This window comes from Ensifer canadensis (assembly GCF_017488845.2).
GTDB lineage: Bacteria > Pseudomonadota > Alphaproteobacteria > Rhizobiales > Rhizobiaceae > Ensifer > Ensifer canadensis.
The window spans coordinates 1,252,636-1,277,604 of the sequence record NZ_CP083370.1 but is presented as its reverse complement, the minus strand read 5'-3'; the positions used below and the strand labels follow the sequence as shown (position 1 = coordinate 1,277,604).

Below are 24,969 nucleotides of genomic sequence, written 5' to 3'. Positions count from 1 at the left end.
CGACTCCGGTCACGGTTGCCGTTTTACCCGCTTTTCCCATACAAGCAAGTCAGCTCGTTAATTTCTGTTTACTTCAATTCGAACCGTGGCTTAACGGCCACTACAGATTCGAGTTATCGTAAACAAATCCTTGCTGGACAAGCCATTGAAATCCAATCGTTCACAGTATCGGTCGTCGTCCGCCTCAGATGCTCGCCGGCCGAACGCTAGCCGAAGAACATCGAAATGTCGTTCCAGGTCGCAAAAACCATGAGCATCAGCACCATGGCAAAGCCGATCCGATAAGCGACGTCCTGCGCAGCAGCTCCAACCGGCTTTCCGCGCAAGGCCTCAACCGCATAGAACATCAGGTGGCCGCCATCAAGCACCGGAACCGGCATGAGGTTAAGCAATCCTATGGAAACTGACAGGACGGCTGCAAGCTGCAGCACGGCAGCCACACCCAGTGTCGCCATTTGGCCCGAGGCCTGAGCGACACGGATCGGACCACCAAGCTGATCCGCCTTCATACGTCCCGTAACGAGGTTCGCCAGATAGTCGAACGTGCCGGTGACAATGTGCCAGCTCTGAAGCGCCCCCTGCCCTATGGCTTCGATCGGACCGTAAGTCACCAGTCGGAAATTGCCCGCATCCTGATCGGTGACGATACCGATGATTCCGACCTCCATCTTGTTGCCGAACTGGTCCGATATCTCGGTTCGCTCAGGCACCATCGGAAGATCCAGGAATGAACCGTCCCGCTGGATCCGGATCTTGATTTCCAGTTCAGGTCGCACGCTGACATAGCGGCGAACGTCGTCGAAGGTCGCGACCGGCGTTCCGTCGATGGCGATCAACCTATCGCGCGGAAGAATGCCTGCCTTGGCGGCAGCACTGTTCTCTTTCACCTGGGCAACGATCGGGTCCGCAACCGAACGCCCATAAACGGCGAAGAGAACGGCAAAAATGGCGATGGCAAGGATGAAGTTGGCGATCGGACCGGCCGCAACGGTCGCGGCACGCTTCCACAGCTTGGCGCCCAGGAAGGTTCGTGACCGTTCCTCAGGCGAGATCGCCTCCAGCCGCTTGTAATCGGGCGTACTGGCCGCATCCTCGTCGCCATAGAACTTGACGTAGCCGCCCAGCGGTATTGCACAGAACTTCCACCTCGTGCCGTGTTTATCGGTCCACCCGAGCAGTTCCGGCCCGAAGCCGACCGAAAAAGCCAGGATACGAATGCCCGACCACCGGCCGACGAGGTAGTGTCCCATTTCATGCACGAAGACCAAAAGGGTCAGCACCAACAGGAAGGGTACGATGTAGCCGGTCACGAATTGCAGGCCAACAAGCAGATATGTCATGAACTTTCCTTAAGCCTGCCACCAGCATCACAGGCCGAGCAAGACCGAACCAAAGGCGATCTGACGCCCATCGCTGAGGACATACTGTATCAGCACCAGGACCAGCGTAGCGATGCAGGCAAAGACCAATCCGTCGACCCGATCCATGACCCCGCCATGCCCAGGAATGAGATGGCTCGAATCCTTGACGCCGAATCGGCGCTTTATGAAGGATTCGAAGAGGTCTCCGATCTGGCTCGCGACGGAGAGAACCAGCGCCACAGCCGGGACACGCAGATCTTGCAGCGGAAAATATGCCATAAAAACGGCAATGCCGGCCACAACGCCGGAAATCGTCCCGCCAATGGCGCCCGACCAGGTCTTGCCGGGCGAAATGCGCGGCGCGAGCTTGGGGCCTCCGATCGCCCGACCGACGAAATAGGCAAGAATATCGGTTCCCCAAACGACGGCGAAGACGAACAAGGTCGCGATCAGGCCGGGTTGGTCAACCCCGCGCAGGGCCGCCAGCGAGATGCCGGTCAATCCTGCGTAGACGATGCCGCCGGGCAACCACCAGCTGCCTTTCTTGAGCGATACCCAAAGCACTGCGATAACGACAGCAATGAGCAAGGCCGGCAGACTGTAGCCGATATATCCGAGAAGAATGAGAGCGGCGATTATCGCCAGCGACAGCCAACCGAAGGCATTGCCTTGAAAATCGCGCTCCGGCAGCCCGGTAATCGTCGACCACTCGTAGTAAACGAGCAGTGCGATCAGGACCGAAAGAAGCTGGAAGGCCAAGCCGCCGAACCAGGTCGCACCGAGTGCGACCGCCGCGAGCACCACTCCCGAGGCGATGCGAAGCTTGAGTTCTGTTTGCATTTACGAACCAACCGCTAACGTCGGCTGCGCCAGACCGCCGAAGCGACGCTCGCGGCAGGCGAATTTCTCGAGCGCAGACAGAAACGTCTCACGCGTGAAGTCTGGCCAAAGCTCCGGAACGAACAGCAGTTCGGAATAGGCTCCCTGCCAAAGAAGAAAGTTTGAAAGCCGTTCTTCGCCGCTGGTGCGAATAATGAGATCCGGATCGGGAATGCCGGCCGTATCGAGCGAAGCGGCGATGCGCTCAGGCGTTATGTCCTCTGGCCGCAGACGGCCTTCGGCAACTTCAGTTGCCAGGCGGCGCATGGCGCGCGTCATCTCGTCACGCGCACCATAGTTGAAGGCGATCACCAGCGTAATGCCGGTATTCCCGCTCGTCGTCTCCTCAGCCTCGATCAGCAGGGGCAGGATGTCGCCGCGCAGGTTCGATCGCTCCCCGATGACGCGGATGCGAACGTTCTCGCGGTGCAGGTCGGCAAGGTCGCGACGAATGAAGGCCTTGAGCAAGCCCATCAGATCCGTCACTTCGGCCTGCGGCCTGTTCCAGTTTTCGGACGAGAAGGCAAACAGCGTGAGGTAACGGATCCCCGCTTCAGCCGCCGTCTTCACCGCGTCACGAACCGCTTCAACACCCTTGCGGTGTCCCATCGTGCGCGGCAGACCGCGCGCATTCGCCCAGCGCCCGTTGCCATCCATGATGATGGCAACGTGTTCCGGAACGGTGATCGGGATGAGATTTTGCATAAGGCGTCCGCGAAAGGAGACTCAGATCAAGAGCAGATCAGACCTGCATAATTTCCTTTTCCTTATCGACGAGCAAGCGGTCGATATCGGAAATCGTTTCATCGGTCATCTTTTGCACCCGCTCAGACTGAGCACGGCTAATATCCTGTCCGATGTCGCCATCCTTTTCGGCTTTTTTCAGGTCGTCCATACCATCGCGCCGAACATGGCGGACCGCGACCTTGGCCTTCTCGGCATAGTCGTGCGCCACCTTGACCAGCGACTTGCGGCGCTCCTCGTTGAGTTCAGGCAGCGGGATGCGCAGGTTCTGGCCGTCGATGATCGGGTTCAGGCCGAGGTTCGATTCGCGGATGCCACGGTCGACAGCGCCGACCATCTGCTTGTCCCATACCGAAACGGACAGCATGCGCGGTTCCGGCACGGTGATGTTTGCCACCTGATTGAGCGGAACACGCGAGCCGTAGGCTTCAACGGTTACCGGATCGAGAACATTCGCCGACGCGCGGCCGGTGCGCAGCGACGCGATATCGCTCTTGAATGCGGAGATAGCGCCGTCCATGCGACGCTTCAGTTCCTTCAGGTCTACACCTTCACTCATGGCTGGAAACTCCCGTTCTGTCTTTCATCGGCCGATAGCCGTCTTGCAGCTCTTAATTGTCGGTAACGATGGTGGCGCGGCCGCCACCCGTCAATATTTCAGCGAAGCCACCCTTCTCGTGGATCGAGAAGACGACGATCGGAATGGCGTTCTCGCGTGCGAGCGCCACCGCTGCCACGTCCATGACCGCGAGGCCCTTTTCCAGGACTGCGCTGTGGGTCAGGCGGTCGAAGCGTGTGGCCGTCGGATCCTTCTTCGGATCAGCGGAATAAATGCCGTCGACCTGCGTGCCCTTGAAGATCGCCTGTGCGCCCATTTCGGCGGCGCGCAAGGCAGCGGCAGAATCGGTCGTGAAGAACGGATTGCCCGTGCCGCCTGCAAAGATCACAACGCGTCCGAGCGACAGATGATAAAGCGTTGCGCGCTGCGAGAAGCTCTCGCAGATTTCCGGCATTGCGATTGCCGAGAGCACCACCGTGTCGATGTCGAGCTTGCGCAGAGACGTCGCCAGCGCCAGCGCGTTGATGACGGTCGCCAGCATGCCCATATGGTCGCCAGTTACCCGGTCGCCGCCCTTGGAGGCAACGGCCACGCCGCGGAAGATGTTGCCGCCGCCAACGACGACGCCCACTTCGACGCCCATGGCGCGTGCTTCGGCAATGTCGGCGGCAATGCGGTCGGCAACCGCCACATCGATACCGAAGCCCTGGCTTCCCATCAGGGCTTCACCGGAGGCTTTGAGTAGAACACGCTTGTAGATTGGCTCGGCCGACATCATCGCTCCTGAACAGATCGGTACGCGGGCGCACAAAACGGCGCGCTGCGTATAAGGACATATTGCGCTACCCGGTTTCAACCGCTGCGGAGCTTTTTCCGGCGGGTCCGGCGCATTGACGAAGCCGGATACACGAAGGGCACCGCGTTGTCACGCGATGCCCCAAGGTTTTCCAAACAAGGGTGAAGAAATCAGCCCTTGGCGACAGCCGCAACTTCGGCTGCGAAGTCCGATTCTTCCTTCTCGACGCCTTCGCCGAGCAGAAGGCGCGCCATGCCGGTCACTTCGATCGGTGCGCCAGCGAGCTTTTCAGCGTCCTTGACGGCCTGACCGACGGTGATTTCCGGGTTCATGACGAAGGCCTGCGACAGCAGGGCGACTTCTTCGAAGAACTTGCGCATACGGCCTTCGACCATCTTTTCGATGATGTTGTCCGGCTTGCCCGAAGCGCGCGACTGTTCGATGAACACGTTGCGCTCGCGCTCGGCGACAGCGGCGTCGACTTCGTCGGCGCGGATTGCCAGCGGGTTGGTGGCAGCAATGTGCATGGCGACCTGACGACCGACCGAGAACAGAACTTCCTTGTCGCCAACCGACTTCAGCGCAACGAGAACGCCGAGCTTGCCGATGCCGTCGCCGGCAGCGTTGTGGATGTAGGTGGCAACGACGCCATCTTCGACCTTGAGCAAGGCTGCGCGGCGAAGCGTCATGTTCTCGCCGATCGTGGCAATCGCGTCCTTGATCGTCTCGTCGACCGACTTGCCGGTTGCCGGGTAGTTGGCATTGGCAATGGCTTCGACAGAACCGTCGGTGCCGAGCGCGACGTTGGCAACGCCACGAACGAGTTCCTGGAAGGCTTCGTTGCGGGCAACGAAGTCGGTCTCCGAGTTGACTTCGACGACAACGGCCTTGACGCCGCCGCTGACAATACCGATGAGGCCTTCAGCAGCCGTGCGGCCCGACTTCTTGTCGGCCTTGGCGATGCCCTTGGCACGCAGCCAGTCGATCGCAGCTTCCATGTCGCCGTTGGTTTCGGCGAGCGCCTTCTTGCAATCCATCATGCCTGCGCCGGTCTTTTCGCGCAGTTCCTTCACCATTGCTGCAGTTACACTCATCTTTTTGCCTCTTTGTCTGTTTGGCTGGCGCGCTGCCCGCAAGTGGCGCGGCACCAGGAGGTGTGGCAGGGGAATGGCTTGCGTATGTGACACCGTGATGAACGCGCCCACCGCGATGATATCCGGGGCGCGGATCGCCGGCCCAAGCCGCTTCATCCCTCGCTGAAAAGAACAAGGCCGTTCAGACTTTTCATCACAAACGGCCTCGCCCCGACATTAGATTGGTGCGGCGGTTCATGCCCGCCGCGCCTTCCGATCAGGCTTCGGAGGCTTCGTCGAGCGCCGGCTCGATCATAGCTTCAGCCGATGCGCCGAGATCGCGGCCCGATGCGCCCTGCTGACGGGCAATGCCGTCGATGGCTGCACGAGCGATGAGATCGCAGTAAAGAGCGATCGCACGCGAGGCGTCGTCATTGCCCGGGATCGGGTAGTCGATCTGGTCCGGATCGCAGTTGGAGTCGATAACGGCAACAACCGGGATGCCAAGACGCTTGGCTTCGTCGATTGCAATCGATTCCTTGTTGGTGTCGATGATGAACATCAGGTCCGGCGTGCCGCCCATGTCGCGGATACCGCCGAGAGCGCGGTTGAGCTTTTCGCGTTCGCGCTCGAGGTTCAGGCGCTCCTTCTTCGTGAAGCCCGAAGCTTCCGAAGCGAGGATTTCGTCGAGCTTGCGCAGGCGCTGGATCGAGTTCGAAATCGTCTTCCAGTTGGTCATCATGCCGCCGAGCCAGCGAGCATTGACGTAGTACTGGGCCGAACGCTTGGCGGCGTCAGCAATGATTTCCGAAGCCTGGCGCTTGGTGCCGACGAACAGAACGCGGCCGCCGTTGGCGACGGTGTCGCTTACGATCTGCAGGGCGCGCGACAGCATCGGAACCGTCTGTGCGAGGTCGATGATGTGAACGTTGTTACGATCGCCGAAGATGTAGGGCTTCATCTTCGGGTTCCAGCGATGCGTCTGGTGGCCGAAGTGAACACCAGCTTCAAGCAGCTGGCGCATGCTAAAATCAGGCAATGCCATGCCTTTTCTCCTTTTCCGGTTGAACCTCCGCGAGACGTCGAGCTCATCTTTCGAAAAGCCCACCGGCGGAACGATCCGGATTTCTCCCGGAACATCCCATGCCTCACGTGTGGAATGGGCAGCCCCTTAGCGGCTACTGCCCGACAAATCAAGACTTGAAGTCTGTTTTTGTCATATCGACTACTTGCATTCCTCCGATTTGAAGACTTCGAGGTCGGCAAGCTTGCCGCTCAGCACGAAGTCGCCGTAATCCATCGTCAGGTCGCGGGTGATGCCGTTTTCGTAGAGTTTGAACGACATGCGGTAGATCGGCAGCGCGTCGCTGCTGTTGTCGTCGTTGAAATAGGAAATGGTGACCGGCCAATAATTCTCGGCGCCGAGCTTGCCGGCCTTGCCTGCATCCGGCTCATCGGGCGCCGGTTTACGCGACTTGCCGACGAAGGTCGAGGTGATCAGCGTCTTGTCGCCCGAATCGGAACCATCGAAGATCCGTGCCTCGAAAAAGCTCTCGCCCTTCTTGGCACGATCGATGACTTCGACCATGTGCTGGGTCGGAAACCGGCTTGCAGCCAGCTCGACCTCGCGCTTGTCCGGCGCGGTCAGCTCGACCTTGACGCCGGTCTTGTCGTCATGGGCCGTGCCGCGCACCTCCTTGTCGAGCTTTTCGTCGGTGAAGGAGCGGGTCAGAAAGCGGAAGTTGCCCGACTTCAGATCCTCATAGGTGGTCGTCTGCTGGTCGGTCATGCGCGTTTCTTCGCCGGTATTCACCTGCGTCACGAAACGGAAGCTGACCGTATACCCCTCGCAGGCCGATCCGTTGAACTCGTAGACCATGCGGCCGTACATGCCGGAGATACCCGAGCGGTCGGAAGCGTCTTTGAGTTCGAGATCGTAGACCGCCCGATGTGGCACGAGGACACTGGCGCTTGCCGTACCGACGCCCGAAACCGTCATCACCGCGAAGCAGGCGCTGCCTAAACTGGCGAGACCGAAGCCTTTACGAAACATCCGTTTCCTCCTGTTGGACTCGCCGGCAATGCTATAAACAAGCTTTCGGCAGAAGCGAGGCGTCACCACATTTAAATGCCGCATCCCGCTGCGATCCGGTCTGAATGCCGGATTTTAACACAAAAGACAACAACGGAGCTTTCCATGTCCGCAGAGATCGAAACGCGCCTCAAGGACCTCGGCGTCACCCTTCCCCAGGCTGCAGCCCCGGCGGCGAACTATGTGCCCTACGTCATCAGCGGCTCGATGCTCTACATCTCCGGACAGCTGCCAATGGAAGGCGGAAAGATCGCCGTTACCGGCCATGTGGGCAAGGACGTTGACGTCGCGGGCGCCCAGCGCGCCGCCGAACTCTGCGCGATCAACATTCTGGCACAAGCCAAATCCGCACTTGGCGGCGACCTCGGCCGCATCCGCCGGCTGGTCAAGATCAACGGCTTCGTTGCCTCGACACCAGAGTTCATCGAACAGCATCTCGTCCTCAACGGCGCATCCAACCTGCTTGCAAACGTCCTTGGCGACGCCGGCAAGCACGCGCGCGCTGCCGTCGGCATGGCCGCCCTGCCCTTCAATGCCGCCGTCGAGATCGACGCGGTCATCGAGATCGCGTGATCGGGTGCCGGGCATGACAGATATTTCCTGGCTGAAAGCTCAACCGATCGCCCATCGCGGCTATCACGACATGAACAAGCAAGTCTGGGAAAACACGCTTTCGGCGTTTTCCCGCGCTGTTGATGCCGGCTTTGCGATCGAATGCGACCTGCAATACACCGCCGACAGCGTGCCGGTCGTCTTCCACGACGACGACACCGAGCGGCTGTGCGGCATCAAGGGTGACGTGCGATCGAGGACGGCCGGCGAGCTCGGCCTGATGTCCATCGGCGGAACGAAGGACAGGGTGCCAACGCTGTCGCAAATGCTTCGGCTCGTCAAAGGGCGCGTGCCGCTCATCATCGAGCTCAAGGGACGCAAGGACGACGACGAGGGGTTTGCCGCCGCCGTCCTGGAAACGCTCGAAGGCTACAAAGGCCATGTCGCCCTCATGAGCTTCGACCATTGGTTGCTCAAGGATCTGAAAGCGCTCGATGCACCCTATCCGCTCGGGTTGACCGCCGAGGGGGCAAGGCCGGAGACCTTCTTCGTGCATGAAGAGGCCATGCAACTCGGCCTCGACTTCATCTCCTACCACTACGGCCATCTGCCGAACTCGTTCATCACCAAGGAACGTACGCTAGGCCGAACGATCATCACCTGGACCGTCCGCGACAGGCAGGCTGAAGAATATACCTACGCCAACGCCGATCAGATGACCTTCGAGGGTTTCGACCCGCGGGAGGCATTGATTTCCTGAGCTCATGTCCGACGCCGTCACCATCCGCATAGAGCAATCCTTCTCCGAGATACCGGCGGCGCGCTGGAACATGCTTTCCGGCGCGGCGAAGGGACGAGACGGGGCGGTCTACAACCCGTTCGTCTCGCACGCCTATCTCTCGGCGCTGGAGGAATCGGGCTCGGCCACGGCCAAAAGCGGCTGGCTCGGCCAACACCTGCTGATGGAGGGCGCTGACGGAGAGCTTCTTGGGGCGCTCGTCTGCTATCTGAAAAACCATAGCCAGGGCGAATATGTCTTCGACCACGGCTGGGCGGATGCGTTCGAGCGCGCCGGCGGTCGTTATTACCCCAAACTTCAAGGCTCCATTCCCTTCACGCCCGCAACCGGACCGAGGCTCCTGACGGTTTCGGGCCAAGACGGCTCGCCCGTACAGGACGGGCTTGCGGCAGGTCTGAAGGAGCTTGCACGGCGGCATGACGCCTCATCGGCGCATGTGACCTTCGTCCCGGATGCCGAGATGCCGGTATTCGAACGGGCAGGTTTCCTGCATCGAACCGACCAGCAGTTCCATTTCCTGAACGAAGGCTATGGCACGCACGGCGAATTCCTGGAAACGCTGGCATCCAGAAAGCGCAAGGCCCTGAAGAAGGAGCGTCGCGCCGCACTCGAAAACGGCATCACGATCGACTGGTTGACCGGCAGCGATCTGACGGAAGCAATCTGGGACCAGTTCTTCACGTTCTACATGGACACCGGCGACCGCAAATGGGGGCGCCCCTATCTCACCCGCGCCTTCTATTCGCTGATCGGCGAGCGCATGGCGGACGACATTGTGCTGGTGATGGCACGGCGCAACGGCCGCTATATCGCAGGCGCGATCAACTTCATCGGCGGCGACGCGCTCTATGGCCGCCACTGGGGCTGCATCGAGGAGCACCCCTTCCTGCATTTCGAAGTCTGCTATCACCAGGCCATCGATTTCGCCATCGCAAAGTGCCTCAAACGCGTGGAAGCCGGCGCGCAGGGCGAGCACAAGCTCGCCCGCGGCTACATGCCGGTCACGACGCATTCAGCGCACTACATCAGCCATCCCGGCCTCGCCCGGGCGGTCTCGGACTATCTCGTTCGCGAACGAAGGGATGTGGAAGAGACGGCTGAGTTTCTTGCCGAACACGGCCCTTTCCGCAAAGGTGAGCGCCAGGACGATTGAACCGCTCTCGGCGCTGGCCGGATCCAATCTACGAGGAAATACAATGAGCGTTTACGACACCAACAACATCTTCGCGAAGATCCTGCGGGGCGAGATCCCGTCGCACCGGGTCTACGAGGACGATGCGACGATCGCCTTCATGGATGTGATGCCGCAGGCTGAAGGCCACATACTGGTCGTCCCCAAAGCCGCTTCCCGCAATCTGCTGGATGCCGACGCTACGAGCCTGCCGGCACTGATCACCGCCGTTCAGAAAATCGCCGTCGCAGCCAAGGAAGCCTTCGACGCCGACGGCGTGACGATCATGCAGTTCAACGAGGCTCCTGCCGGCCAGTCCGTCTTCCACCTGCACTTCCACGTTATCCCGCGGCGCGACGGAATTCCGCTGAAGCCGCATTCCGGCACGATGGAAGATGGCGCGGTATTGGCCGCCAACGCCGAGAAAGTGCGCCAGGCACTTTAAATGCGAATCTGACGGTCGCACCAGCGGCCGTCACCGGCTGCGTATTGAGCCCCTAAAGTATGTCCCGCAAAAGTGTTCAGCGGTTTTGCGATAACGACATACGCAAAAACAAAAGCTTAAAGCGCATCAAGTGAATCTGAAAGATCGCGACGCACTTTAGAAGCCCAGCCACCATAGGCCTGCAGCCAACGTTGCGATCGTTGTTGCTATGCCGATTGCCGGTTTGCGGCCAAGCAGGAAGAATGCCGTTGCCCCTATCGCGACGGCTCCCAGACGCAGCCATAACGGCGATTGCTCAAGAACGCCTGTCGGATAGAGTATGAGCTTGGCAATGACGGCTGCGACGAGCGCAGTCGCCACCGCCCTCACCCAGTTCAATGCCTCGGAATCGTCGCGCAGCCGGTTTCCGGCGATAACACCCAGCCAGCGCCAGATGTCGGTCGCGAGCCAGCCGGCGATCGCGATGAAGGCGTAGGCCCACCAACCGTCCTGCCAGGTCATGCGCCGATCTCCCGGCGACGGCGCCAGAGCCCTTCCACCGCCCAGGCCAGCGTGCCGCCGCCAACGCCTGCGAGCAGGATGTCAAATTCAGGGGCGAGCCAATAGAACAGCGGACTGGCGATAAGACCGAAGAGCAGCGCGATGTAGACCACCGGATGACGTGCCGAATGCCAGATCGAAGCCAGGAAGTAGATCGGCGTCAGGAAGAACAGGCAGCCGGCGACAATCGGCGGAAAATCGGCGACAAAGTGATAGACGATGGCGACCAACACCATGTTGGCGACGACGAGCGTGATGCCAAAGCCGGCGAAGAAGGCAACGCGCTTCTCGCGTGGCACCGCCTGCACCTTTTCCATGGCAAAGACCCAGGCGGTGATCGCGACAAAGTGCGACAAGAACAGCAGTAGCCATGTCGGCGTTTTCGCTGTGCGCAGCTCCGGAATGAGTGCTGCAACCATCGGCATCAACCGGACAGACGAAAGCGACACAGCGAGGAAAGCAGCCGCGAGACTGGCACCGCTCATCATCGAACTGACGAGAATGACCTTGGCCGGCAGTGCCCACACCATGCCGGTCATGAAAACGACCTGCTCCGGCGGAATTCCAGCCTGAGCCGTCAGGGAACAGAAGCCGACGAAGGACAGCATCAGGATAAAGGCCGGAAGGCTGAACAGGCCACGCATCCCAGTCAGAAACCAGACGACCGACGACTGGTCGTTTTCATCACTCTTCATCAGTCATTCCGGGATTGTTTTCATTCAGAGAAACGCTGCCGGATGAGACCATCCGGCAGCGCCAAACATCATGCCCGATCGGGCTACTTCTTGCGTGGCACCTTCGGCACCGTCTTGCCCTTTCGTGGGCTCGCCTCGCCGGCAGCCTTACCGTCGTCGTCCGAAGACGACTTGGTTGCTACCTTCTTCGGCTTGGCCTTCGGTGCCGGTTCAGCGCCGACGGCTTCCTTTTCCTCGGCCTTCTTCGGTTTGGCGCTCTTCATCGCGGGGCGGGTCACTTCCGCCTTCGGCCTGATTGGCGCCGTTTCCGGAACGGCATCAAGCAGCAACCCCTTGGTTCCGTCGGCCTTCGTGCCGATCGTCACGCGCAGTACGCCGCCCTTCTTCAACTTGCCGAACAGAATCTCGTCGGCGAGCGGTTTCTTGATGTGCTCCTGGATGACGCGGGCGAGCGGCCGCGCACCCATCTTCTCGTCGTAGCCCTTCTCGGCAAGCCACGCGATGGCATCGGGCGCCAGATCGAACGTGACGTTGCGTTCGGCCAACTGGGTTTCCAGCTGCATGACGAACTTCTGCACGACCTGATGGATAACCGGCGTCGGCAGCGATGCGAACGGGATGACCGCATCGAGACGGTTGCGGAACTCGGGCGTGAACAGGCGGTTCAACGCTTCTTCGTCCTCGCCGGTGCGCTTGGACGACCCGAAGCCGATAGCGGCCCGTGCCATTTCCGAAGCGCCCGCATTGGTCGTCATGATCAGGATGACGTTACGGAAGTCGATCTTCTTGCCGTTGTGATCCGTGAGCGAGCCATGGTCCATGACCTGCAGCAGGATGTTGAACAGGTCTGGATGCGCCTTCTCGATTTCGTCAAGCAGCAGCACGCAATGCGGATGCTGGTCGACGCCATCGGTCAGAAGGCCGCCCTGGTCGAAGCCGACATAGCCGGGAGGTGCACCGAGCAGACGCGATACGGTGTGCCGCTCCATGTATTCCGACATATCGAAACGTAGGAGCTCGACGCCGAGCGACGTCGCAAGCTGCTTGGCGACTTCGGTCTTGCCGACGCCGGTCGGACCGGAGAAGACGTAGCAGCCGATCGGCTTGTTCGGTTCACGCAGGCCCGCGCGGGCGAGCTTGATCGACGAGGCAAGCGCCTCGATCGCCAGATCCTGGCCGTAGACGACGGAACGCAGTTCCTTCTCGAGGTTGGCCAGCACCGCCTCGTCGTCCTTGGAGACGGTCTTCGGCGGAATGCGGGCCATTGTCGCGACGGTGGCTTCGATCTCCCGCTCGGTGATCAGCTTGCGGCGCTTGCTGACCGGCAGCAACATCTGGGCTGCACCGGATTCGTCGATCACGTCGATCGCCTTGTCCGGCAGCTTGCGGTCGTTGATGTAGCGGGCCGAAAGCTCGACCGCCGCCTTGATCGCCTCGTTCGAGTATTTCAGATGATGATAATCCTCGAAGTAGGGCTTCAGGCCTTTCATGATCTCGATGGTATCGGCGATCGTCGGCTCGTTGACGTCGATCTTCTGGAAGCGGCGCACCAGCGCGCGGTCCTTTTCGAAGAACTGCCGGTATTCCTTGTAGGTGGTCGACCCGATGCAGCGGATCGCGCCCGACGAAAGCGCAGGCTTCAACAGGTTCGACGCATCCATAGCGCCGCCTGAGGTGGCGCCGGCACCGATGACCGTATGGATTTCATCGATGAACAGCACCGCACCCGGGTAGTCCTCGAGTTCCTTGACGACCTGCTTCAGGCGCTCTTCGAAATCGCCGCGATAGCGCGTTCCGGCCAGCAGCGTGCCCATGTCGAGCGAAAAGATCGTCGCGTCCTGGAGCGCCTCCGGCACCTTCTTTTCGATGATGCGCTTGGCAAGGCCCTCGGCGATCGCCGTCTTGCCGACGCCGGGGTCGCCGACATAGAGCGGGTTGTTCTTCGAACGGCGGCAGAGAACCTGGATCGTGCGGTTGACCTCGGCGTGGCGGCCGATCAGAGGATCGATCTTGCCGGACTTCGCCTTTTCGTTGAGATTGACGCAATAGGCCGTCAGGGCATCCTGCTGCTTTTTGGCGCTTGCCTCTTCGTTTTCGCGTGCAGGCTTCTGCTCGGATTCGTGTTCCTCAGCTCCGCGCACCGGACGTGCCTCGGAGCTTCCCGGCCGTTTGCCGATACCGTGCGAGATGAAGTTGACCGCGTCGTAGCGCGTCATCTCCTGCTCCTGCAGGAAATAGGCGGCATGGCTCTCGCGCTCGGCGAAGATGGCAACGAGAACGTTCGCCCCCGTCACTTCCTCGCGTCCGGACGATTGGACATGAATGACGGCGCGCTGGATGACGCGCTGGAAACCGGCGGTCGGCTTCGAATCCTCGTCATAGCCGGTGATCAGGTTCGACAATTCGTTGTCGACATAATCTGTCACGGTCTTGCGCAGCGTCTCGAGATTGACGTTGCACGCGCCCATCACGGCCGCTGCGTCGGCATCGTCGATCAATGCCAGAAGCAGATGCTCAAGCGTCGCATATTCGTGGTGGCGCTCGTTGGCAAAAGTCAGTGCCTGGTGCAGCGCCTTTTCGAGGCTGGGCGAAAATGTTGGCACGTTAGTTCCTCATTTCTTTTCCATGACGCATTGCAACGGATGCTGATGCTGGCGGGCGAAATCCATCACCTGCGTCACCTTCGTTTCGGCGACTTCGTACGTAAAGACGCCGCACTCCCCCACACCGTGATTGTGGACGTGGAGCATAATGCGAGTCGCCTCTTCCGGGTTCTTCTGAAAAAAACGTTCCAGAATGTGGATGACAAACTCCATTGGCGTGTAATCGTCATTCAAAAGCAGAACGCGATACAAACTCGGCTTCTTGGTCTTCGGCTTGGTGCGCGTGATGACGGAGGTGCTGCGATTGCTTCCGCCTCCTTCGTCGTCGCTTCCTTGCTGCATCCGGACCGGCATGGCGATCATTCGTGTCTTTTCCTTAGTACAAGCCGCGGATCCATCTGATGTGGCCGCAGCGTGCTTGCCCTTTATCTAATGGTTCGTTTCTAGATTTTAAGACCGAACCAACGCACTGCAATCATAATCGCACGGAGAGGCAGAAGATTGATCAACTTTCTTCGATCCACCGCGAAGTGCGCGAAACAGCAAAAAGGCCGGTCGCTGTATCGGCGACCGGCCTTCCAAATGACGGCAATGATCCGTTGCGTTACGCGGCAGCAGCAGCCTTGACCGCTGCGGTTGCCTTGGCAACCGGCGCTTCGTACGGCTTGTAGGCGTCCTTGGCGAGGTCGGCATACATCTCGCCGATCTTGGTTGCCTCGGCAAAGAAGCCTTCATAGCTCGACTTCAGGAAATTGGTCTGCAGTTCGAAGGCCGTCTCGACGCTCTTGACGCTGGAGAGCTTCTCCACATGGGCAACGCTGTCTTCGAAGGACTTCTTGGAAAAATCGGCAGCCTCGGTCGCAATGGCCTGAAGGCCCTTGGTCCAGGCGGAATAGCTTTTCACAGCCACGTCAATGGCTTCTTTGCTTTTCTTGTTTGCATCATCGAAGTTGAACATCGGGTGTCTCCTTAGTGACGGCCTGATCTGAAGGCTTTAGTTTATGTGCACTGCACAAAAAGTCAAGTCCAGCGTGCAGTGCAATAAAACACAATACTTGCAACAGCTTGATGAAAAAACGCAGCCGACGTTCAAAATTCTTCGACTTTACGCCCTGAAAAAACATGAAGCATTGAAAAACCCGGCGCGATCGCTCGCCACCGGGTCATTTCCTGAAACCATCGATCAGCGACTTAGAGGTCGATGTCAAGGATCGCCATGGAGAAGTTGTAGGACAGTTCGCCATCTTCTTCGTCGCGGAAGACGACGCCGAGGAATTCGTCACCGAGATAGACTTCAGCCGACTCGTCCTTCTTCGGGCGAGCCTTGACGACCATCGACTGGTTGAACGTGCGCTTGAGGTAGGCTTCAAGCTTGCGGATTTCTTCGGGCTTCAAATGTCTTCTCCGTAGCCGTTTTTGATGTGCGGCGCTTCTCGCACGCTGCATTGGCGGGTGTAAACCCCTCGAAAGCAGCTACGCACCGGTTCCCGATGGTTCAAATTTCGAAGCTGCTCAGGATCTGGTCCATCTGGCGCGACGGTTCGGAACACCCGGCTTCGCCGACGACCTTGGCGGGAACGCCCGCAACCGTCGTTTTCGGCGGCACCGGTTTGAGGACGACCGAGCCGGCAGCAATGCGCGAGCAGTGGCCGATGTGGATATTGCCGAGGATCTTGGCGCCTGCACCGATCAGCACGCCGTCGGCGATCTTCGGATGACGGTCGCTGCCTTCCTTGCCGGTGCCGCCAAGCGTGACCCCATGCAGGATTGAAACGTTGTCGCCGATGACAGCGGTTTCGCCGACCACCAGCCCGGTGGCGTGATCGAGGAAGATACCGCGGCCGATCCGGGCAGCCGGATTGATGTCGGTCTGGTAGACGCTGGATGCCCTGCTCTGCAGATAGAACGCGAAATCCCGGCGCCCGCGCTTCAGGAGCCAATGGGCGAGACGGTGCGTCTGGATCGCGTGAAAGCCTTTGAAGTAAAGCACGGGCTCAAGGAAGCGGGTGCAGGCCGGGTCTCGATCGTAGACGGCCTGGATGTCGACGCGCAGGATCGCGCCCCATTCCGGCCAATCCTCCAGCATTTCGGCAAATGTCTGCCGCAGCAGGTTCGCCTGCAGATCGGGATGATCGAGGCGCTCGCAGATACGGTAGATGACGCTTTCTTCCAGCGAATGCTGGTTGACGACCGTCGAATAGAGGAACGCTGCCAGCATCGGATCCTGCTCGGCGGCAAGACGGGCCTCCTCGCGCAGGCTGCTCCAGATCGGGTCCATCAACTTGAGGGATTCCGTCTGACGAAGTTCGGTCGTCGCGACCATCGTCGCACTCCTTCTTAATCGGTCGATGCCTTCAATATAGGGGAAATCCGGCAGGACATAAATGGCCGGGCCACAGTTCGACCAGAGGTCGTAGACACACCTAAGCTCGCCCCACCTCTTCGAGAAATTCGAGTACCGCCTTCTTGAACACCCGATCACCGACCGCAAGCATATGGTCCCTGCCCGGAATATCAAGCGCACAGGCATTCGGCATCAGGTCTGCAAGTTCCTGCGGCGAGCCGGCGATATCGTCCGTTGTGCCGACGCCGATCAAGGTCGGAGCGTCGATGCGGCCCATATCCTCGGCGGTCAGAAGGTCACGCGACGTCGATATGCAGGCGGCCAGTGCCTGACGATCGCTCTTGGTCTGGTCGGCAAACGCGCGGAACATGCGGCCGCGTGCATGCGTCACCACATCGAGCGACGGCGCAACCAGCGCGTCGGCGATCGGGTCCCAATCGCCGACCCCGGTGACCATGCCCATACCGAGGCCACCGAACACCAGAGAGCGCACGCGGTCGGGATGGGCAAGCGCCAGGAATGCGGAGATGCGCGCGCCCATCGAATAGCCCATCACATGCGCCTCTGCGATGCCGAGATGCCCGAGCAGTGCGACCGCATCGCCGGCCATCTGCTGGGGATGGTAGAGGGCTGGATCGTATGGCTTGCTACTTTTGCCATGGCCACGGTTGTCGAACGCGATTACCCGGTAACCGGCATCGCCAAGCGTCTTCAGCCAGCCGGGAAAAACCCAGTTGACGTTGGCGCTCGAAGCAAAGCCGTGAACGAGCAGGATCGGCGCACCGGAAGGATCGCCCTCGTCGAAGAAGGCGATATCCAGCCCTTCATGCGTGAAGTGCGAAAATGGCGGCGGATTGAGATCCATCATTCTGGTCCTTGAGGCGGCATCGGTTTGGCGCAACCTAATTTGTCGTCCCGTAGAGGGGAACCCCGGCCCGGCAAAAACCACAGGTGCGGCGTGTTTGCCGCTACACTTTTGCAACAAAGCTCACTATGGTGCCGGCAAATTCGACCCTCAAAGACTTGCATACATCGGAGCATGACATGGCCGGCCACAGCATCCCCCATTTCCAGAATGACGGCGGACATCAGGCAATCGAGATCGGCGTCAAGGAATTCATGTGCACCGGCGCGTCCGTTCCCTACGACCACCCGCACATCTTCATCGACATGGGCGACGACAATGAAAAGGTCTGCTCCTACTGCTCGACGCTCTATCGCTACAATCCGAAGCTGAAGGCGACCGAAACCAACCCGCCGGGCTGTCTCTTCACCTTCCAGGCGACCTGATACCCGCGCGGATGTCAACCGCGGTCGCGATCGTCGGTGCCGGCATCGGCGGGCTCACGGCGGCCCTGTGCCTCGCGCATCGCGGCTTCGACGTCGACATTATCGAACAGGCGGCCGTTCTGACCGAAGTCGGCGCCGGGCTTCAGCTTTCCCCGAATGCATCGCGCATCCTCAGCGAACTCGGCTTGCTCGACGCGCTCGAATCCGTCTGGACCGAGCCGGATGCGATCACGCTCGTCGATGGAAAGTCGCTTCGCGCGCTTGCACGCGTTCCCTCGGGGCGTTTTGCCCGTGACCGCTGGAGCGCGCCCTACGGCGTGTTACACCGGGCAAGCCTTCAACGAATCCTGATTGCCGCCGTGACGGCCGAGCCGCGCTGCCGTCTCCACCTGGGACACCGCATCGAAGGCGATGCCGAACAGGCGATTGCCTCCACTACCGGGCGGACGCCGGCGCTGATCATCGGTGCCGATGGCATCTGGTCGCGCCTGCGCAATGCGATTGCGGGTGCTGGCACCGTCCAGTTTTCGGGCAATGTCGCCTGGCGCTTGACGGTCACGCGCGCTGCCGCCGACAACCTTCTGCAGCCGGATCGCGTTACCGCCTTTCTTGGCGCACGGGCGCATCTTGTCGCCTATCCCCTGCGAGAAATTGGCGGCTTCAACCTGGTTGCGATCATCGAAGGCAAGGAAACCGACGGCGTCTGGGTCGGCAAGGATTCCGAAGTCAGGCGTCGCGACTACCTTGACGCCTTCTCAACCTGGAACAACGGCCTGCAAACATTGCTGAAAAACGCCGACGCGCCGACCTATTGGCCACTTTGCACAGTGACTGACGGCGCTTGGCAGGATGGGCGAAAGATCGTTCTGATCGGGGACGCTGCCCATGCGATGACGCCGTTTGCGGCGCAAGGCGCTGCCATGGCGATCGAAGATGCAGACGCACTTGCAGCCTGCCTCAGCAGCGCAAACGACATCAGCGAAGCGCTGAGGGCCTTCGAGGCCACACGCCGGCCACGCATCGCCCAAGTGCGCCGCCGCGCCGCTTTCAACCGCTTCGCCTACCACGCCCGCGGCCCGTTCCGGCTCGGGCGAGATATCGTCCTGTCGATGAAGGGTCCGGAAGCGCTCGCAGCCGATTTCGATTGGCTCTACGGCTACGGCGCTCCCGAACGCTAAAAACGGTCAGACTGCCCTTGCTGCGGCAAGTCCCGCCTCGATATCCCGGCGAATATCGGCAACATCCTCAAGACCGATCTGCAGGCGAAGGACCGGCCCCTCGGTCGGCGCCAACGCCACCTTTCGATCCGACAGGCCAACGTGAAGCGCCAGACTTTCGAAGCCGCCCCAGGAATATCCAAGGCCGAACAGCGACAGCGCATCGAGGAACGCGTGCGCCTTCGCCTTGAAGCGCTCGGGGCTTTCAGCTTTCAGCACGAAGGAAAAGATGCCGCTCGCCCCGGTAAAATCGCGCTTCCAGAGGTCGTGGCCGGGGAAGCTCGGAAGCGCCGGATGCAGAACGCGGGCAACCTCATCACGGCCTTCCAGCCACGTGGCGAGCGACAGCGCGCTTTCCTGGTGCCGCTCGAGGCGGATGCCCATGGTGCGCAGCCCGCGCAGGATCTGGTAGCTGTCATCCGGAGACACGCAGACGCCGAGCGTGACCATGGCTTCCGTCAGCGCCGGCCAATGGGCGGCGTTGGCGGAGACCGTGCCGAGCAGCACGTCGGAATGGCCTGAGGGATATTTGGTGGAAGCATGGATCGACACGTCGACGCCATGGTCGAGCGGTTTGAAATAGACCGGTGTCGCCCAGGTGTTGTCCATGGTGACAACGCAGCCGTGGCGGTGCGCGACGTCGGCTATCGCCCGGATATCCTGCATCTCGAACGTATTGGAGCCTGGCGCCTCCGTATGAACCAGGCGCGTGTTCGGGCGAACCAGGCTTTCGATCGCAGCGCCAATCATCGGGTCGTAATATTCGACGGTAACGCCGAGACGCTTCAGCATCGTGTCGCAGAAATGCCGGGTCGGGAAATAGACCGAATCGACGATGAGCGCATGGTCGCCGGACGAGAGATAGGCGAGGAACGGCACGGTGACGGCAGCAAGGCCCGAGGGAACGAGGATCGTGCCTGCAGCTCCCTCGAGCTCGTTGATCGCGTCACAGAGCGCATCCGTCGTCGGTGTGCCACGGGTGCCGTAGGTGTATTTCTGCTCGCGCGTCTCCATCGCCCTGGCGTTCGGGAACAGCACCGTGGACGCGTGAACGACCGGTGGATTGACGAAACCGAAATAGTCGGAAGGTTTGTTTCCGGTATGGGCCAGTCGGGTGTTGATACCCATCTTGCCATTCACATTGCCGCTGTCTGCCATTGAATATTCCGATGTTGAAAAACCGATCCGGAACTCTTCGAACGCCCTACAACCGCGGTCAAGTGGCAAAATCCGACAAAGGCGCTTTGCGACCGAAAGCAGCAGCCATTGACGAATTTTCGCCCAGCAATTGCCCGTTCTCTGCAAAACCTGCCTAAACTTCTGGCTTATTTCAGGTTTTTTACTCGCAAGTTCAGAAAATCGGCGACGTCTCTTGACCCTCATTGATTTTGAGCATGAGATAGATTGCACTCGCGCCATGAGGGTGGCGGAGGCTGCACGCGCAGGGAGACGCGCTGGTGCAGACGGGAACGAACGACAACAGAAAAAGGTTCTAAAAATGGCAAGAAGAATTCTGACAGCCCTCGTTGGCGCTGCTGTCATGGGGATTGGCGCACATGCGGCTTCGGCTGCGACACTCGATGACGTGAAGGCCAAGGGCTTTGTCCAATGCGGCGTGAATACCGGCCTCGCCGGCTTCGCTGCCCCGGACGCTTCGGGCAACTGGAGCGGATTCGACATTGATTATTGCAAGGCGATCGCTGCCGCGATCTTCGCGGATGGCTCCAAGGTAAAATACACACCCACTTCGGCCAAGGAACGTTTCCCGGCCCTGCAGTCCGGTGAAGTCGACGTGCTTGCCCGTAACACCACGTGGACGATCAACCGCGACACCGCTCTCGGCTTCAACTTCCGCCCGGTCAACTATTACGACGGCCAGGGCTTCATGGTCCGCAAGGGCCTGAACGTTAAGTCGGCCCTCGAACTCTCCGGCGCCGCCGTCTGCGTACAGACCGGCACCACCACCGAGCTCAACCTTGCCGACTATTTCAAGTCCAACAACCTGCAGTACAACCCGGTCGTCTTCGAAAAGCTCGACGAAGTGAACGCGGCCTATGACGCCGGTCGTTGCGACGTCTACACCACCGACCAGTCGGGCCTCTATTCGCTGCGCCTGACGCTTTCCAAGCCCGACGATCACATGATCCTGCCGGAAATCATCTCGAAGGAGCCGCTTGGTCCGGCCGTCCGCCAGGGTGACGACCAGTGGTTCGATATCGTCAGCTGGGTTCACTACGCGCTGATCCAGGCCGAAGAGTTCGGCGTCACGCAGGCAAACGTCGAAGAAATGAAGAAGTCCACCAACCCGGACGTTCAGCGCTTCCTCGGCGTCGAAGCTGACAGCAAGATCGGCACCGACCTCGGCCTCACCAACGAATGGGCCGTCAACGTCATCAAGGCAGTCGGCAACTACGGCGAAGTCTTCGACCGTAACATTGGCGCCGGCAGCCCGCTGAAGATCGAACGCGGCCTCAACGCGCTGTGGAGCAAGGGCGGAATTCAGTACGCTCCTCCGGTCCGTTAAGACGGCCCGACACGAAAGGGGGAAGCGGCACGCCGCTTCCCCATCCCAACGATAAAAACACCCAAAAGGGTGACAAGGGGAAAGAGGCATTGCATGGCGATTGGCGTCACAACTACGCCTGAGAAGAGCAAACCTTCGGGCTCGTTCATCAACGACCCGCAAGTGCGCGGGATATTTTACCAGGTCATAACCGTCGTTATCCTCGTTGCCGTCGTCTATTGGATAGCGGACAACACGATCGAAAACCTCAAGCGTGCGAACATCGCGTCCGGCTACGGCTTCCTCAAGGGGCGTGCCGGTTTCGACGTCGGACAGTCCTTGATCGCCTATACCAGCGATTCCACCTACGGGCGCGCGCTCGTCGTCGGTTTCGTCAATACGCTGCTGGTTGCCGTGACCGGCATCATCACCGCAACGATCATCGGCTTCATTGTCGGCATCGGGCGGCTCTCGCACAATTGGCTGATCGCGAAACTGTCACTCGCCTATGTCGAAGTGTTCCGCAACATCCCGCCGCTGCTGGTCATCTTCTTCTGGTACAGCGGCGTTCTGGCCGTGCTTCCGCAACCGCGGGAATCGGCAGCGCTGCCGCTCAACATCTTCCTCAACAACCGCGGCATTGCCTTTCCGAAGCCGGTCTTCGGCGACGGCTCGCAGTATGTCTTCTACGCGTTCGTGATCGCCGTCATCGCCAGCTTCTTCGTGGCCCGCTATGCGCGCATCAAGCAGGAAGCAACCGGACAGCGCCTCCCGGTTCTGTGGATAGTGCTAGGCCTCGTCGTCGGCCTCCCGCTCCTTGTCTTCCTTGCAACGGGTTCGCCGATCACCTTCGACGTGCCGGTCGCCGGCAAGTTCAACCTCACCGGCGGCTCGGTCATCGGACCGGAGTTCCTGTCGCTGTTCCTGGCGCTTTCCTTCTATACCGCAGCCTTTATCGCCGAAATCGTTCGGGCAGGTATCCGTGGCGTGTCAACGGGACAGACCGAGGCAGCCCACGCGCTGGGCGTCCGGCCCGGTCTCACGACCCGCCTCGTCGTCGTGCCGCAGGCGATGCGGATCATCATTCCGCCACTCACCAGCCAGTATCTCAACCTGACCAAGAACTCGTCGCTGGCGATCGCCATCGGCTACGCAGACTTGGTTGCCGTCGGCGGAACGATCCTCAACCAGACTGGTCAAGCGGTCGAGATCGTGTCGATCTGGATCATCGTCTACCTGTCGTTGAGCCTGTCGACGTCCTTGCTGATGAACTGGTTCAATGCCCGCATGGCCCTGGTGGAAAGGTAAGATCATGAACACGCACCAGGGAAATTTCGTCCGCACTTCGATGATCGAGGCTGCACCCGCTCCCATACTGACGGGCGGCCTTGCCTACTGGCTTCGCAAGAACCTCTTTGCGACGCCGAAGGATTCGATTCTTACGATCATAAGCCTGCTCGTGCTCGCCTGGCTCGTACCGCCGGCAGTGCAATGGCTCTTCATCGATGCCGCCTGGACGGGCGGCGGGCGTGGGGTCTGCGCCACCGTCGCACAGGGCGGCTCGCAGCCGGACGGCTGGAGCGGCGCGTGCTGGGCCTTCGTCAATGCCAAGTTCGACCAATTCCTCTTCGGGCGTTACCCGATCGAGGAGCGCTGGCGGCCGGCCCTCATCGGCATCCTGTTCATCCTGTTCCTGACGCCGATGCTGATCCCGAAGGTCCCCTACAAGAACATTAATGCGATCCTGCTTCTCGTCGTGCTACCGATCCTGTCGCTTATCCTTTTGCCAGGCGGTTGGTTTGGTCTGACCTTCGTCGAAACCCCACTGTGGGGCGGCCTGATGGTGACGCTGGTGCTGTCGTTCGTCGGCATCGCGGTATCGCTGCCCCTAGGCATCCTGCTTGCGCTTGGCCGAAAATCGACCATGCCGGTGATCAAGATGCTGTGCACGTTCTTCATCGAAGTTGTGCGCGGCATCCCGCTCATCACCGTTCTGTTCATGGCCAGTGTCATGCTGCCGCTGTTCCTGCCGCAGGGTGTGACCTTCGACAAGTTCCTGCGCGCGCTGATCGGCGTGTCGTTCTTCGCCTCCGCCTATATGGCCGAGGTGGTGCGCGGCGGTCTGCAGGCGATCGGCAAGGGGCAGTATGAGGGTGCCGATTCGCTCGGCCTCAGCTACTGGCAGAAGATGAACCTCATCGTGCTGCCGCAGGCGCTGAAGCTGGTGATCCCCGGCATCGTCAACACCTTCATCGGACTGTTCAAGGATACGTCGCTGGTTTCGATCATCGGCATGTTCGATCTGCTCGGCATCGTCCGGCTGAACTTCTCGGATGCCAACTGGGTCTCGGCGGTCACGCCGATCTCCGGGCTAATTTTCGCAGGCTTCATATTCTGGCTTTTCTGCTTTGGTATGTCGCGCTATTCAGGCTTCATGGAACGTGTGCTCGACACGGCCCATAAACGATAAAAGGGGGGAACCGCATGGCAAATACAGCCACTGCTTCCAAGATGACCGTATCCGCGACCGACGTTGCGGTCGAAATCAACGGAATGAACAAATGGTACGGGGACTTCCACGTTCTCCGTGACATCAACCTGAAGGTCATGAAGGGCGAGCGTATCGTCATCGCCGGCCCGTCGGGCTCCGGCAAATCGACGATGATCCGCTGCATCAACCGACTGGAAGAGCACCAGAAGGGCAAGATCGTCGTCGACGGCATCGAGCTCACCAACGACCTGAAGAAGATCGATGAAGTGCGCCGCGAAGTCGGCATGGTGTTCCAGCACTTCAACCTGTTCCCGCACCTGACTATCCTGGAAAACTGCACGCTTGCACCGATCTGGGTTCGCAAGATGCCGAAGAAGCAGGCCGAAGAAATCGCGATGCACTTCCTGAAGCGCGTCAAGATCCCAGAGCAGGCCCTCAAATATCCAGGCCAGCTTTCGGGCGGTCAGCAGCAGCGCGTGGCGATCGCCCGCTCGCTGTGCATGAAGCCAAAAATCCTGCTGTTTGATGAGCCCACTTCGGCGCTCGACCCGGAAATGGTCAAGGAAGTGCTCGATACGATGGTCGGCCTTGCTGAAGAAGGCATGACCATGCTGTGCGTGACCCACGAAATGGGCTTTGCCCGCCAGGTCGCCAACCGCGTGATCTTCATGGACCAGGGCCAGATCGTCGAACAGAACTCGCCTGCCGAGTTCTTCGACAATCCGCAGCATGAGCGCACCAAGCTCTTCCTCAGCCAGATCCTGCACTAGGCATCCGAGCTAGACTTCAAACAGAAAGCCCGCCTTTCCGGCGGG

General features: G+C 60.1%; 27 protein-coding genes. 10 read left to right on the top strand and 17 right to left on the bottom strand.

Annotated elements, in window-relative coordinates; genetic code table 11:
* Positions 1 to 206 precede the first annotated feature (206 nt).
* The 8 genes from rseP to J3R84_RS06250 form a co-directional block, all read right to left on the bottom strand.
* Positions 207 to 1,340 carry an RIP metalloprotease RseP gene (rseP, locus tag J3R84_RS06285; RefSeq protein ID WP_203527255.1) on the bottom strand — a complete coding sequence of 378 codons (1,134 nt, stop codon included), beginning with the start codon at positions 1,338 to 1,340 and terminating at the stop codon, positions 207 to 209.
* A 27-nt stretch (positions 1,341 to 1,367) separates the two neighbouring features.
* Entirely contained in the window at positions 1,368 to 2,201 is an 834-nt protein-coding gene (locus J3R84_RS06280) for a phosphatidate cytidylyltransferase (RefSeq protein ID WP_025426823.1), read from the bottom strand.
* Positions 2,202 to 2,945: an isoprenyl transferase gene (locus J3R84_RS06275; protein ID WP_025426822.1), complete on the bottom strand. Its 744-nt coding sequence runs from the start codon at positions 2,943 to 2,945 to the stop codon at positions 2,202 to 2,204.
* 37 nt (positions 2,946 to 2,982) lie between these two features.
* On the bottom strand, positions 2,983 to 3,543 hold the full coding sequence (frr, locus tag J3R84_RS06270; RefSeq protein ID WP_025426821.1) for a ribosome recycling factor: 561 nt from the start codon (positions 3,541 to 3,543) through the stop codon (positions 2,983 to 2,985).
* 52 nt (positions 3,544 to 3,595) lie between these two features.
* Complete coding sequence (gene pyrH, locus J3R84_RS06265; RefSeq protein ID WP_025426820.1) at positions 3,596 to 4,318, bottom strand: UMP kinase; 723 nt, start codon at positions 4,316 to 4,318, stop codon at positions 3,596 to 3,598.
* A gap of 191 nt (positions 4,319 to 4,509) precedes the next feature.
* Positions 4,510 to 5,433, bottom strand: a complete 924-nt coding sequence (tsf, locus tag J3R84_RS06260) for a translation elongation factor Ts (RefSeq protein ID WP_025426819.1) — start codon at positions 5,431 to 5,433, stop codon at positions 4,510 to 4,512.
* Positions 5,434 to 5,689: 256 nt separating this feature from the next.
* The gene (gene rpsB / locus J3R84_RS06255; RefSeq protein WP_038576045.1) at positions 5,690 to 6,457 is read right to left on the bottom strand and encodes a 30S ribosomal protein S2; all 768 of its coding nucleotides are present in this window, start codon (positions 6,455 to 6,457) and stop codon (positions 5,690 to 5,692) included.
* Positions 6,458 to 6,637: 180 nt separating this feature from the next.
* Positions 6,638 to 7,465: a cell envelope integrity EipB family protein gene (locus J3R84_RS06250; RefSeq protein ID WP_025426817.1), complete on the bottom strand. Its 828-nt coding sequence runs from the start codon at positions 7,463 to 7,465 to the stop codon at positions 6,638 to 6,640.
* A gap of 144 nt (positions 7,466 to 7,609) precedes the next feature.
* On the opposite strand from J3R84_RS06250, the gene J3R84_RS06245 reads away from it, so the two are divergent.
* From J3R84_RS06245 to J3R84_RS06230, 4 genes are read left to right on the top strand one after another with little or no spacing between them, the layout of a single operon-like run.
* Complete coding sequence (locus J3R84_RS06245; protein ID WP_025426816.1) at positions 7,610 to 8,077, top strand: RidA family protein; 468 nt, start codon at positions 7,610 to 7,612, stop codon at positions 8,075 to 8,077.
* Between the two features lie 13 nt (positions 8,078 to 8,090).
* Positions 8,091 to 8,816 carry a glycerophosphodiester phosphodiesterase gene (locus J3R84_RS06240; protein WP_057205061.1) on the top strand — a complete coding sequence of 242 codons (726 nt, stop codon included), beginning with the start codon at positions 8,091 to 8,093 and terminating at the stop codon, positions 8,814 to 8,816.
* Between the two features lie 4 nt (positions 8,817 to 8,820).
* Entirely contained in the window at positions 8,821 to 10,008 is a 1,188-nt protein-coding gene (locus tag J3R84_RS06235) for a GNAT family N-acetyltransferase (protein ID WP_057205064.1), read from the top strand.
* 43 nt (positions 10,009 to 10,051) lie between these two features.
* Positions 10,052 to 10,471, top strand: a complete 420-nt coding sequence (locus J3R84_RS06230; RefSeq protein WP_025426813.1) for an HIT family protein — start codon at positions 10,052 to 10,054, stop codon at positions 10,469 to 10,471.
* A gap of 156 nt (positions 10,472 to 10,627) precedes the next feature.
* Here J3R84_RS06230 and J3R84_RS06225 read toward each other — a convergent pair whose 3' ends face one another.
* The 8 genes from J3R84_RS06225 to J3R84_RS06190 all read right to left on the bottom strand — a co-directional run bounded on the left by J3R84_RS06225 (position 10,628) and on the right by J3R84_RS06190 (position 17,518).
* Positions 10,628 to 10,972 (bottom strand): AzlD domain-containing protein, encoded by a 345-nt coding sequence (locus J3R84_RS06225; protein WP_038576042.1) that lies wholly within the window; start codon positions 10,970 to 10,972, stop codon positions 10,628 to 10,630.
* Complete coding sequence (locus tag J3R84_RS06220) at positions 10,969 to 11,706, bottom strand: AzlC family ABC transporter permease (RefSeq protein WP_025426811.1); 738 nt, start codon at positions 11,704 to 11,706, stop codon at positions 10,969 to 10,971. Before J3R84_RS06220 ends, J3R84_RS06225 begins: the two co-directional genes overlap by 4 nt.
* 83 nt (positions 11,707 to 11,789) lie before the next feature.
* Positions 11,790 to 14,309 (bottom strand): ATP-dependent Clp protease ATP-binding subunit ClpA, encoded by a 2,520-nt coding sequence (clpA, locus tag J3R84_RS06215; RefSeq protein ID WP_025426810.1) that lies wholly within the window; start codon positions 14,307 to 14,309, stop codon positions 11,790 to 11,792.
* A gap of 9 nt (positions 14,310 to 14,318) precedes the next feature.
* On the bottom strand, positions 14,319 to 14,672 hold the full coding sequence (gene clpS, locus J3R84_RS06210; protein ID WP_025426809.1) for an ATP-dependent Clp protease adapter ClpS: 354 nt from the start codon (positions 14,670 to 14,672) through the stop codon (positions 14,319 to 14,321).
* A 241-nt stretch (positions 14,673 to 14,913) separates the two neighbouring features.
* A complete protein-coding gene (locus tag J3R84_RS06205) occupies positions 14,914 to 15,267 on the bottom strand; it encodes a phasin family protein (protein WP_025426808.1) in 354 nt (117 codons plus the stop codon).
* A 233-nt stretch (positions 15,268 to 15,500) separates the two neighbouring features.
* Entirely contained in the window at positions 15,501 to 15,704 is a 204-nt protein-coding gene (locus J3R84_RS06200; RefSeq protein WP_003535016.1) for a DUF3126 family protein, read from the bottom strand.
* Between the two features lie 100 nt (positions 15,705 to 15,804).
* Positions 15,805 to 16,632 (bottom strand): serine O-acetyltransferase, encoded by an 828-nt coding sequence (cysE, locus tag J3R84_RS06195; protein ID WP_025426807.1) that lies wholly within the window; start codon positions 16,630 to 16,632, stop codon positions 15,805 to 15,807.
* Positions 16,633 to 16,732: 100 nt separating this feature from the next.
* On the bottom strand, positions 16,733 to 17,518 hold the full coding sequence (locus tag J3R84_RS06190; protein ID WP_025426806.1) for an alpha/beta fold hydrolase: 786 nt from the start codon (positions 17,516 to 17,518) through the stop codon (positions 16,733 to 16,735).
* Positions 17,519 to 17,697: 179 nt separating this feature from the next.
* Here J3R84_RS06190 and J3R84_RS06185 point away from each other — a divergent pair, with 179 nt between their 5' ends.
* A complete protein-coding gene (locus J3R84_RS06185) occupies positions 17,698 to 17,943 on the top strand; it encodes a zinc-finger domain-containing protein (RefSeq protein WP_025426805.1) in 246 nt (81 codons plus the stop codon).
* An 11-nt stretch (positions 17,944 to 17,954) separates the two neighbouring features.
* Complete coding sequence (locus J3R84_RS06180) at positions 17,955 to 19,121, top strand: FAD-dependent monooxygenase (RefSeq protein WP_025426804.1); 1,167 nt, start codon at positions 17,955 to 17,957, stop codon at positions 19,119 to 19,121.
* Positions 19,122 to 19,127: 6 nt separating this feature from the next.
* Here the strand turns inward: J3R84_RS06180 and J3R84_RS06175 are convergent, their stop codons facing one another.
* Positions 19,128 to 20,318, bottom strand: a complete 1,191-nt coding sequence (locus J3R84_RS06175; protein ID WP_025426803.1) for a cystathionine beta-lyase — start codon at positions 20,316 to 20,318, stop codon at positions 19,128 to 19,130.
* A gap of 340 nt (positions 20,319 to 20,658) precedes the next feature.
* On the opposite strand from J3R84_RS06175, the gene J3R84_RS06170 reads away from it, so the two are divergent.
* From J3R84_RS06170 to J3R84_RS06155, 4 genes are all read left to right on the top strand, one after another.
* Complete coding sequence (locus tag J3R84_RS06170; protein ID WP_025426802.1) at positions 20,659 to 21,684, top strand: amino acid ABC transporter substrate-binding protein; 1,026 nt, start codon at positions 20,659 to 20,661, stop codon at positions 21,682 to 21,684.
* Positions 21,685 to 21,777: 93 nt separating this feature from the next.
* Positions 21,778 to 22,971 (top strand): amino acid ABC transporter permease, encoded by a 1,194-nt coding sequence (locus tag J3R84_RS06165; protein WP_025426801.1) that lies wholly within the window; start codon positions 21,778 to 21,780, stop codon positions 22,969 to 22,971.
* 4 nt (positions 22,972 to 22,975) lie between these two features.
* The gene (locus tag J3R84_RS06160; RefSeq protein WP_203527257.1) at positions 22,976 to 24,133 is read left to right on the top strand and encodes an amino acid ABC transporter permease; all 1,158 of its coding nucleotides are present in this window, start codon (positions 22,976 to 22,978) and stop codon (positions 24,131 to 24,133) included.
* Positions 24,134 to 24,147: 14 nt separating this feature from the next.
* Complete coding sequence (locus J3R84_RS06155; RefSeq protein WP_025426799.1) at positions 24,148 to 24,924, top strand: amino acid ABC transporter ATP-binding protein; 777 nt, start codon at positions 24,148 to 24,150, stop codon at positions 24,922 to 24,924.
* The last annotated feature ends 45 nt before the right edge of the window (positions 24,925 to 24,969 follow it).

Coding starts and splice junctions, on each gene's coding strand:
- rseP (WP_203527255.1), bottom strand. CDS start 1,340: ATGACATATCTGCTTGTTGGCCTGCAATTCGTGACCGGCTACATCGTA.
- J3R84_RS06280 (WP_025426823.1), bottom strand. CDS start 2,201: ATGCAAACAGAACTCAAGCTTCGCATCGCCTCGGGAGTGGTGCTCGCG.
- J3R84_RS06275 (WP_025426822.1), bottom strand. CDS start 2,945: ATGCAAAATCTCATCCCGATCACCGTTCCGGAACACGTTGCCATCATC.
- frr (WP_025426821.1), bottom strand. CDS start 3,543: ATGAGTGAAGGTGTAGACCTGAAGGAACTGAAGCGTCGCATGGACGGC.
- pyrH (WP_025426820.1), bottom strand. CDS start 4,318: ATGTCGGCCGAGCCAATCTACAAGCGTGTTCTACTCAAAGCCTCCGGT.
- tsf (WP_025426819.1), bottom strand. CDS start 5,433: ATGAGTGTAACTGCAGCAATGGTGAAGGAACTGCGCGAAAAGACCGGC.
- rpsB (WP_038576045.1), bottom strand. CDS start 6,457: ATGGCATTGCCTGATTTTAGCATGCGCCAGCTGCTTGAAGCTGGTGTT.
- J3R84_RS06250 (WP_025426817.1), bottom strand. CDS start 7,465: ATGTTTCGTAAAGGCTTCGGTCTCGCCAGTTTAGGCAGCGCCTGCTTC.
- J3R84_RS06245 (WP_025426816.1), top strand. CDS start 7,610: ATGTCCGCAGAGATCGAAACGCGCCTCAAGGACCTCGGCGTCACCCTT.
- J3R84_RS06240 (WP_057205061.1), top strand. CDS start 8,091: ATGACAGATATTTCCTGGCTGAAAGCTCAACCGATCGCCCATCGCGGC.
- J3R84_RS06235 (WP_057205064.1), top strand. CDS start 8,821: ATGTCCGACGCCGTCACCATCCGCATAGAGCAATCCTTCTCCGAGATA.
- J3R84_RS06230 (WP_025426813.1), top strand. CDS start 10,052: ATGAGCGTTTACGACACCAACAACATCTTCGCGAAGATCCTGCGGGGC.
- J3R84_RS06225 (WP_038576042.1), bottom strand. CDS start 10,972: ATGACCTGGCAGGACGGTTGGTGGGCCTACGCCTTCATCGCGATCGCC.
- J3R84_RS06220 (WP_025426811.1), bottom strand. CDS start 11,706: ATGAAGAGTGATGAAAACGACCAGTCGTCGGTCGTCTGGTTTCTGACT.
- clpS (WP_025426809.1), bottom strand. CDS start 14,672: ATGATCGCCATGCCGGTCCGGATGCAGCAAGGAAGCGACGACGAAGGA.
- J3R84_RS06205 (WP_025426808.1), bottom strand. CDS start 15,267: ATGTTCAACTTCGATGATGCAAACAAGAAAAGCAAAGAAGCCATTGAC.
- cysE (WP_025426807.1), bottom strand. CDS start 16,632: ATGGTCGCGACGACCGAACTTCGTCAGACGGAATCCCTCAAGTTGATG.
- J3R84_RS06190 (WP_025426806.1), bottom strand. CDS start 17,518: ATGGATCTCAATCCGCCGCCATTTTCGCACTTCACGCATGAAGGGCTG.
- J3R84_RS06185 (WP_025426805.1), top strand. CDS start 17,698: ATGGCCGGCCACAGCATCCCCCATTTCCAGAATGACGGCGGACATCAG.
- J3R84_RS06180 (WP_025426804.1), top strand. CDS start 17,955: ATGTCAACCGCGGTCGCGATCGTCGGTGCCGGCATCGGCGGGCTCACG.
- J3R84_RS06175 (WP_025426803.1), bottom strand. CDS start 20,318: ATGGCAGACAGCGGCAATGTGAATGGCAAGATGGGTATCAACACCCGA.
- J3R84_RS06170 (WP_025426802.1), top strand. CDS start 20,659: ATGGCAAGAAGAATTCTGACAGCCCTCGTTGGCGCTGCTGTCATGGGG.
- J3R84_RS06165 (WP_025426801.1), top strand. CDS start 21,778: ATGGCGATTGGCGTCACAACTACGCCTGAGAAGAGCAAACCTTCGGGC.
- J3R84_RS06160 (WP_203527257.1), top strand. CDS start 22,976: ATGAACACGCACCAGGGAAATTTCGTCCGCACTTCGATGATCGAGGCT.
- J3R84_RS06155 (WP_025426799.1), top strand. CDS start 24,148: ATGGCAAATACAGCCACTGCTTCCAAGATGACCGTATCCGCGACCGAC.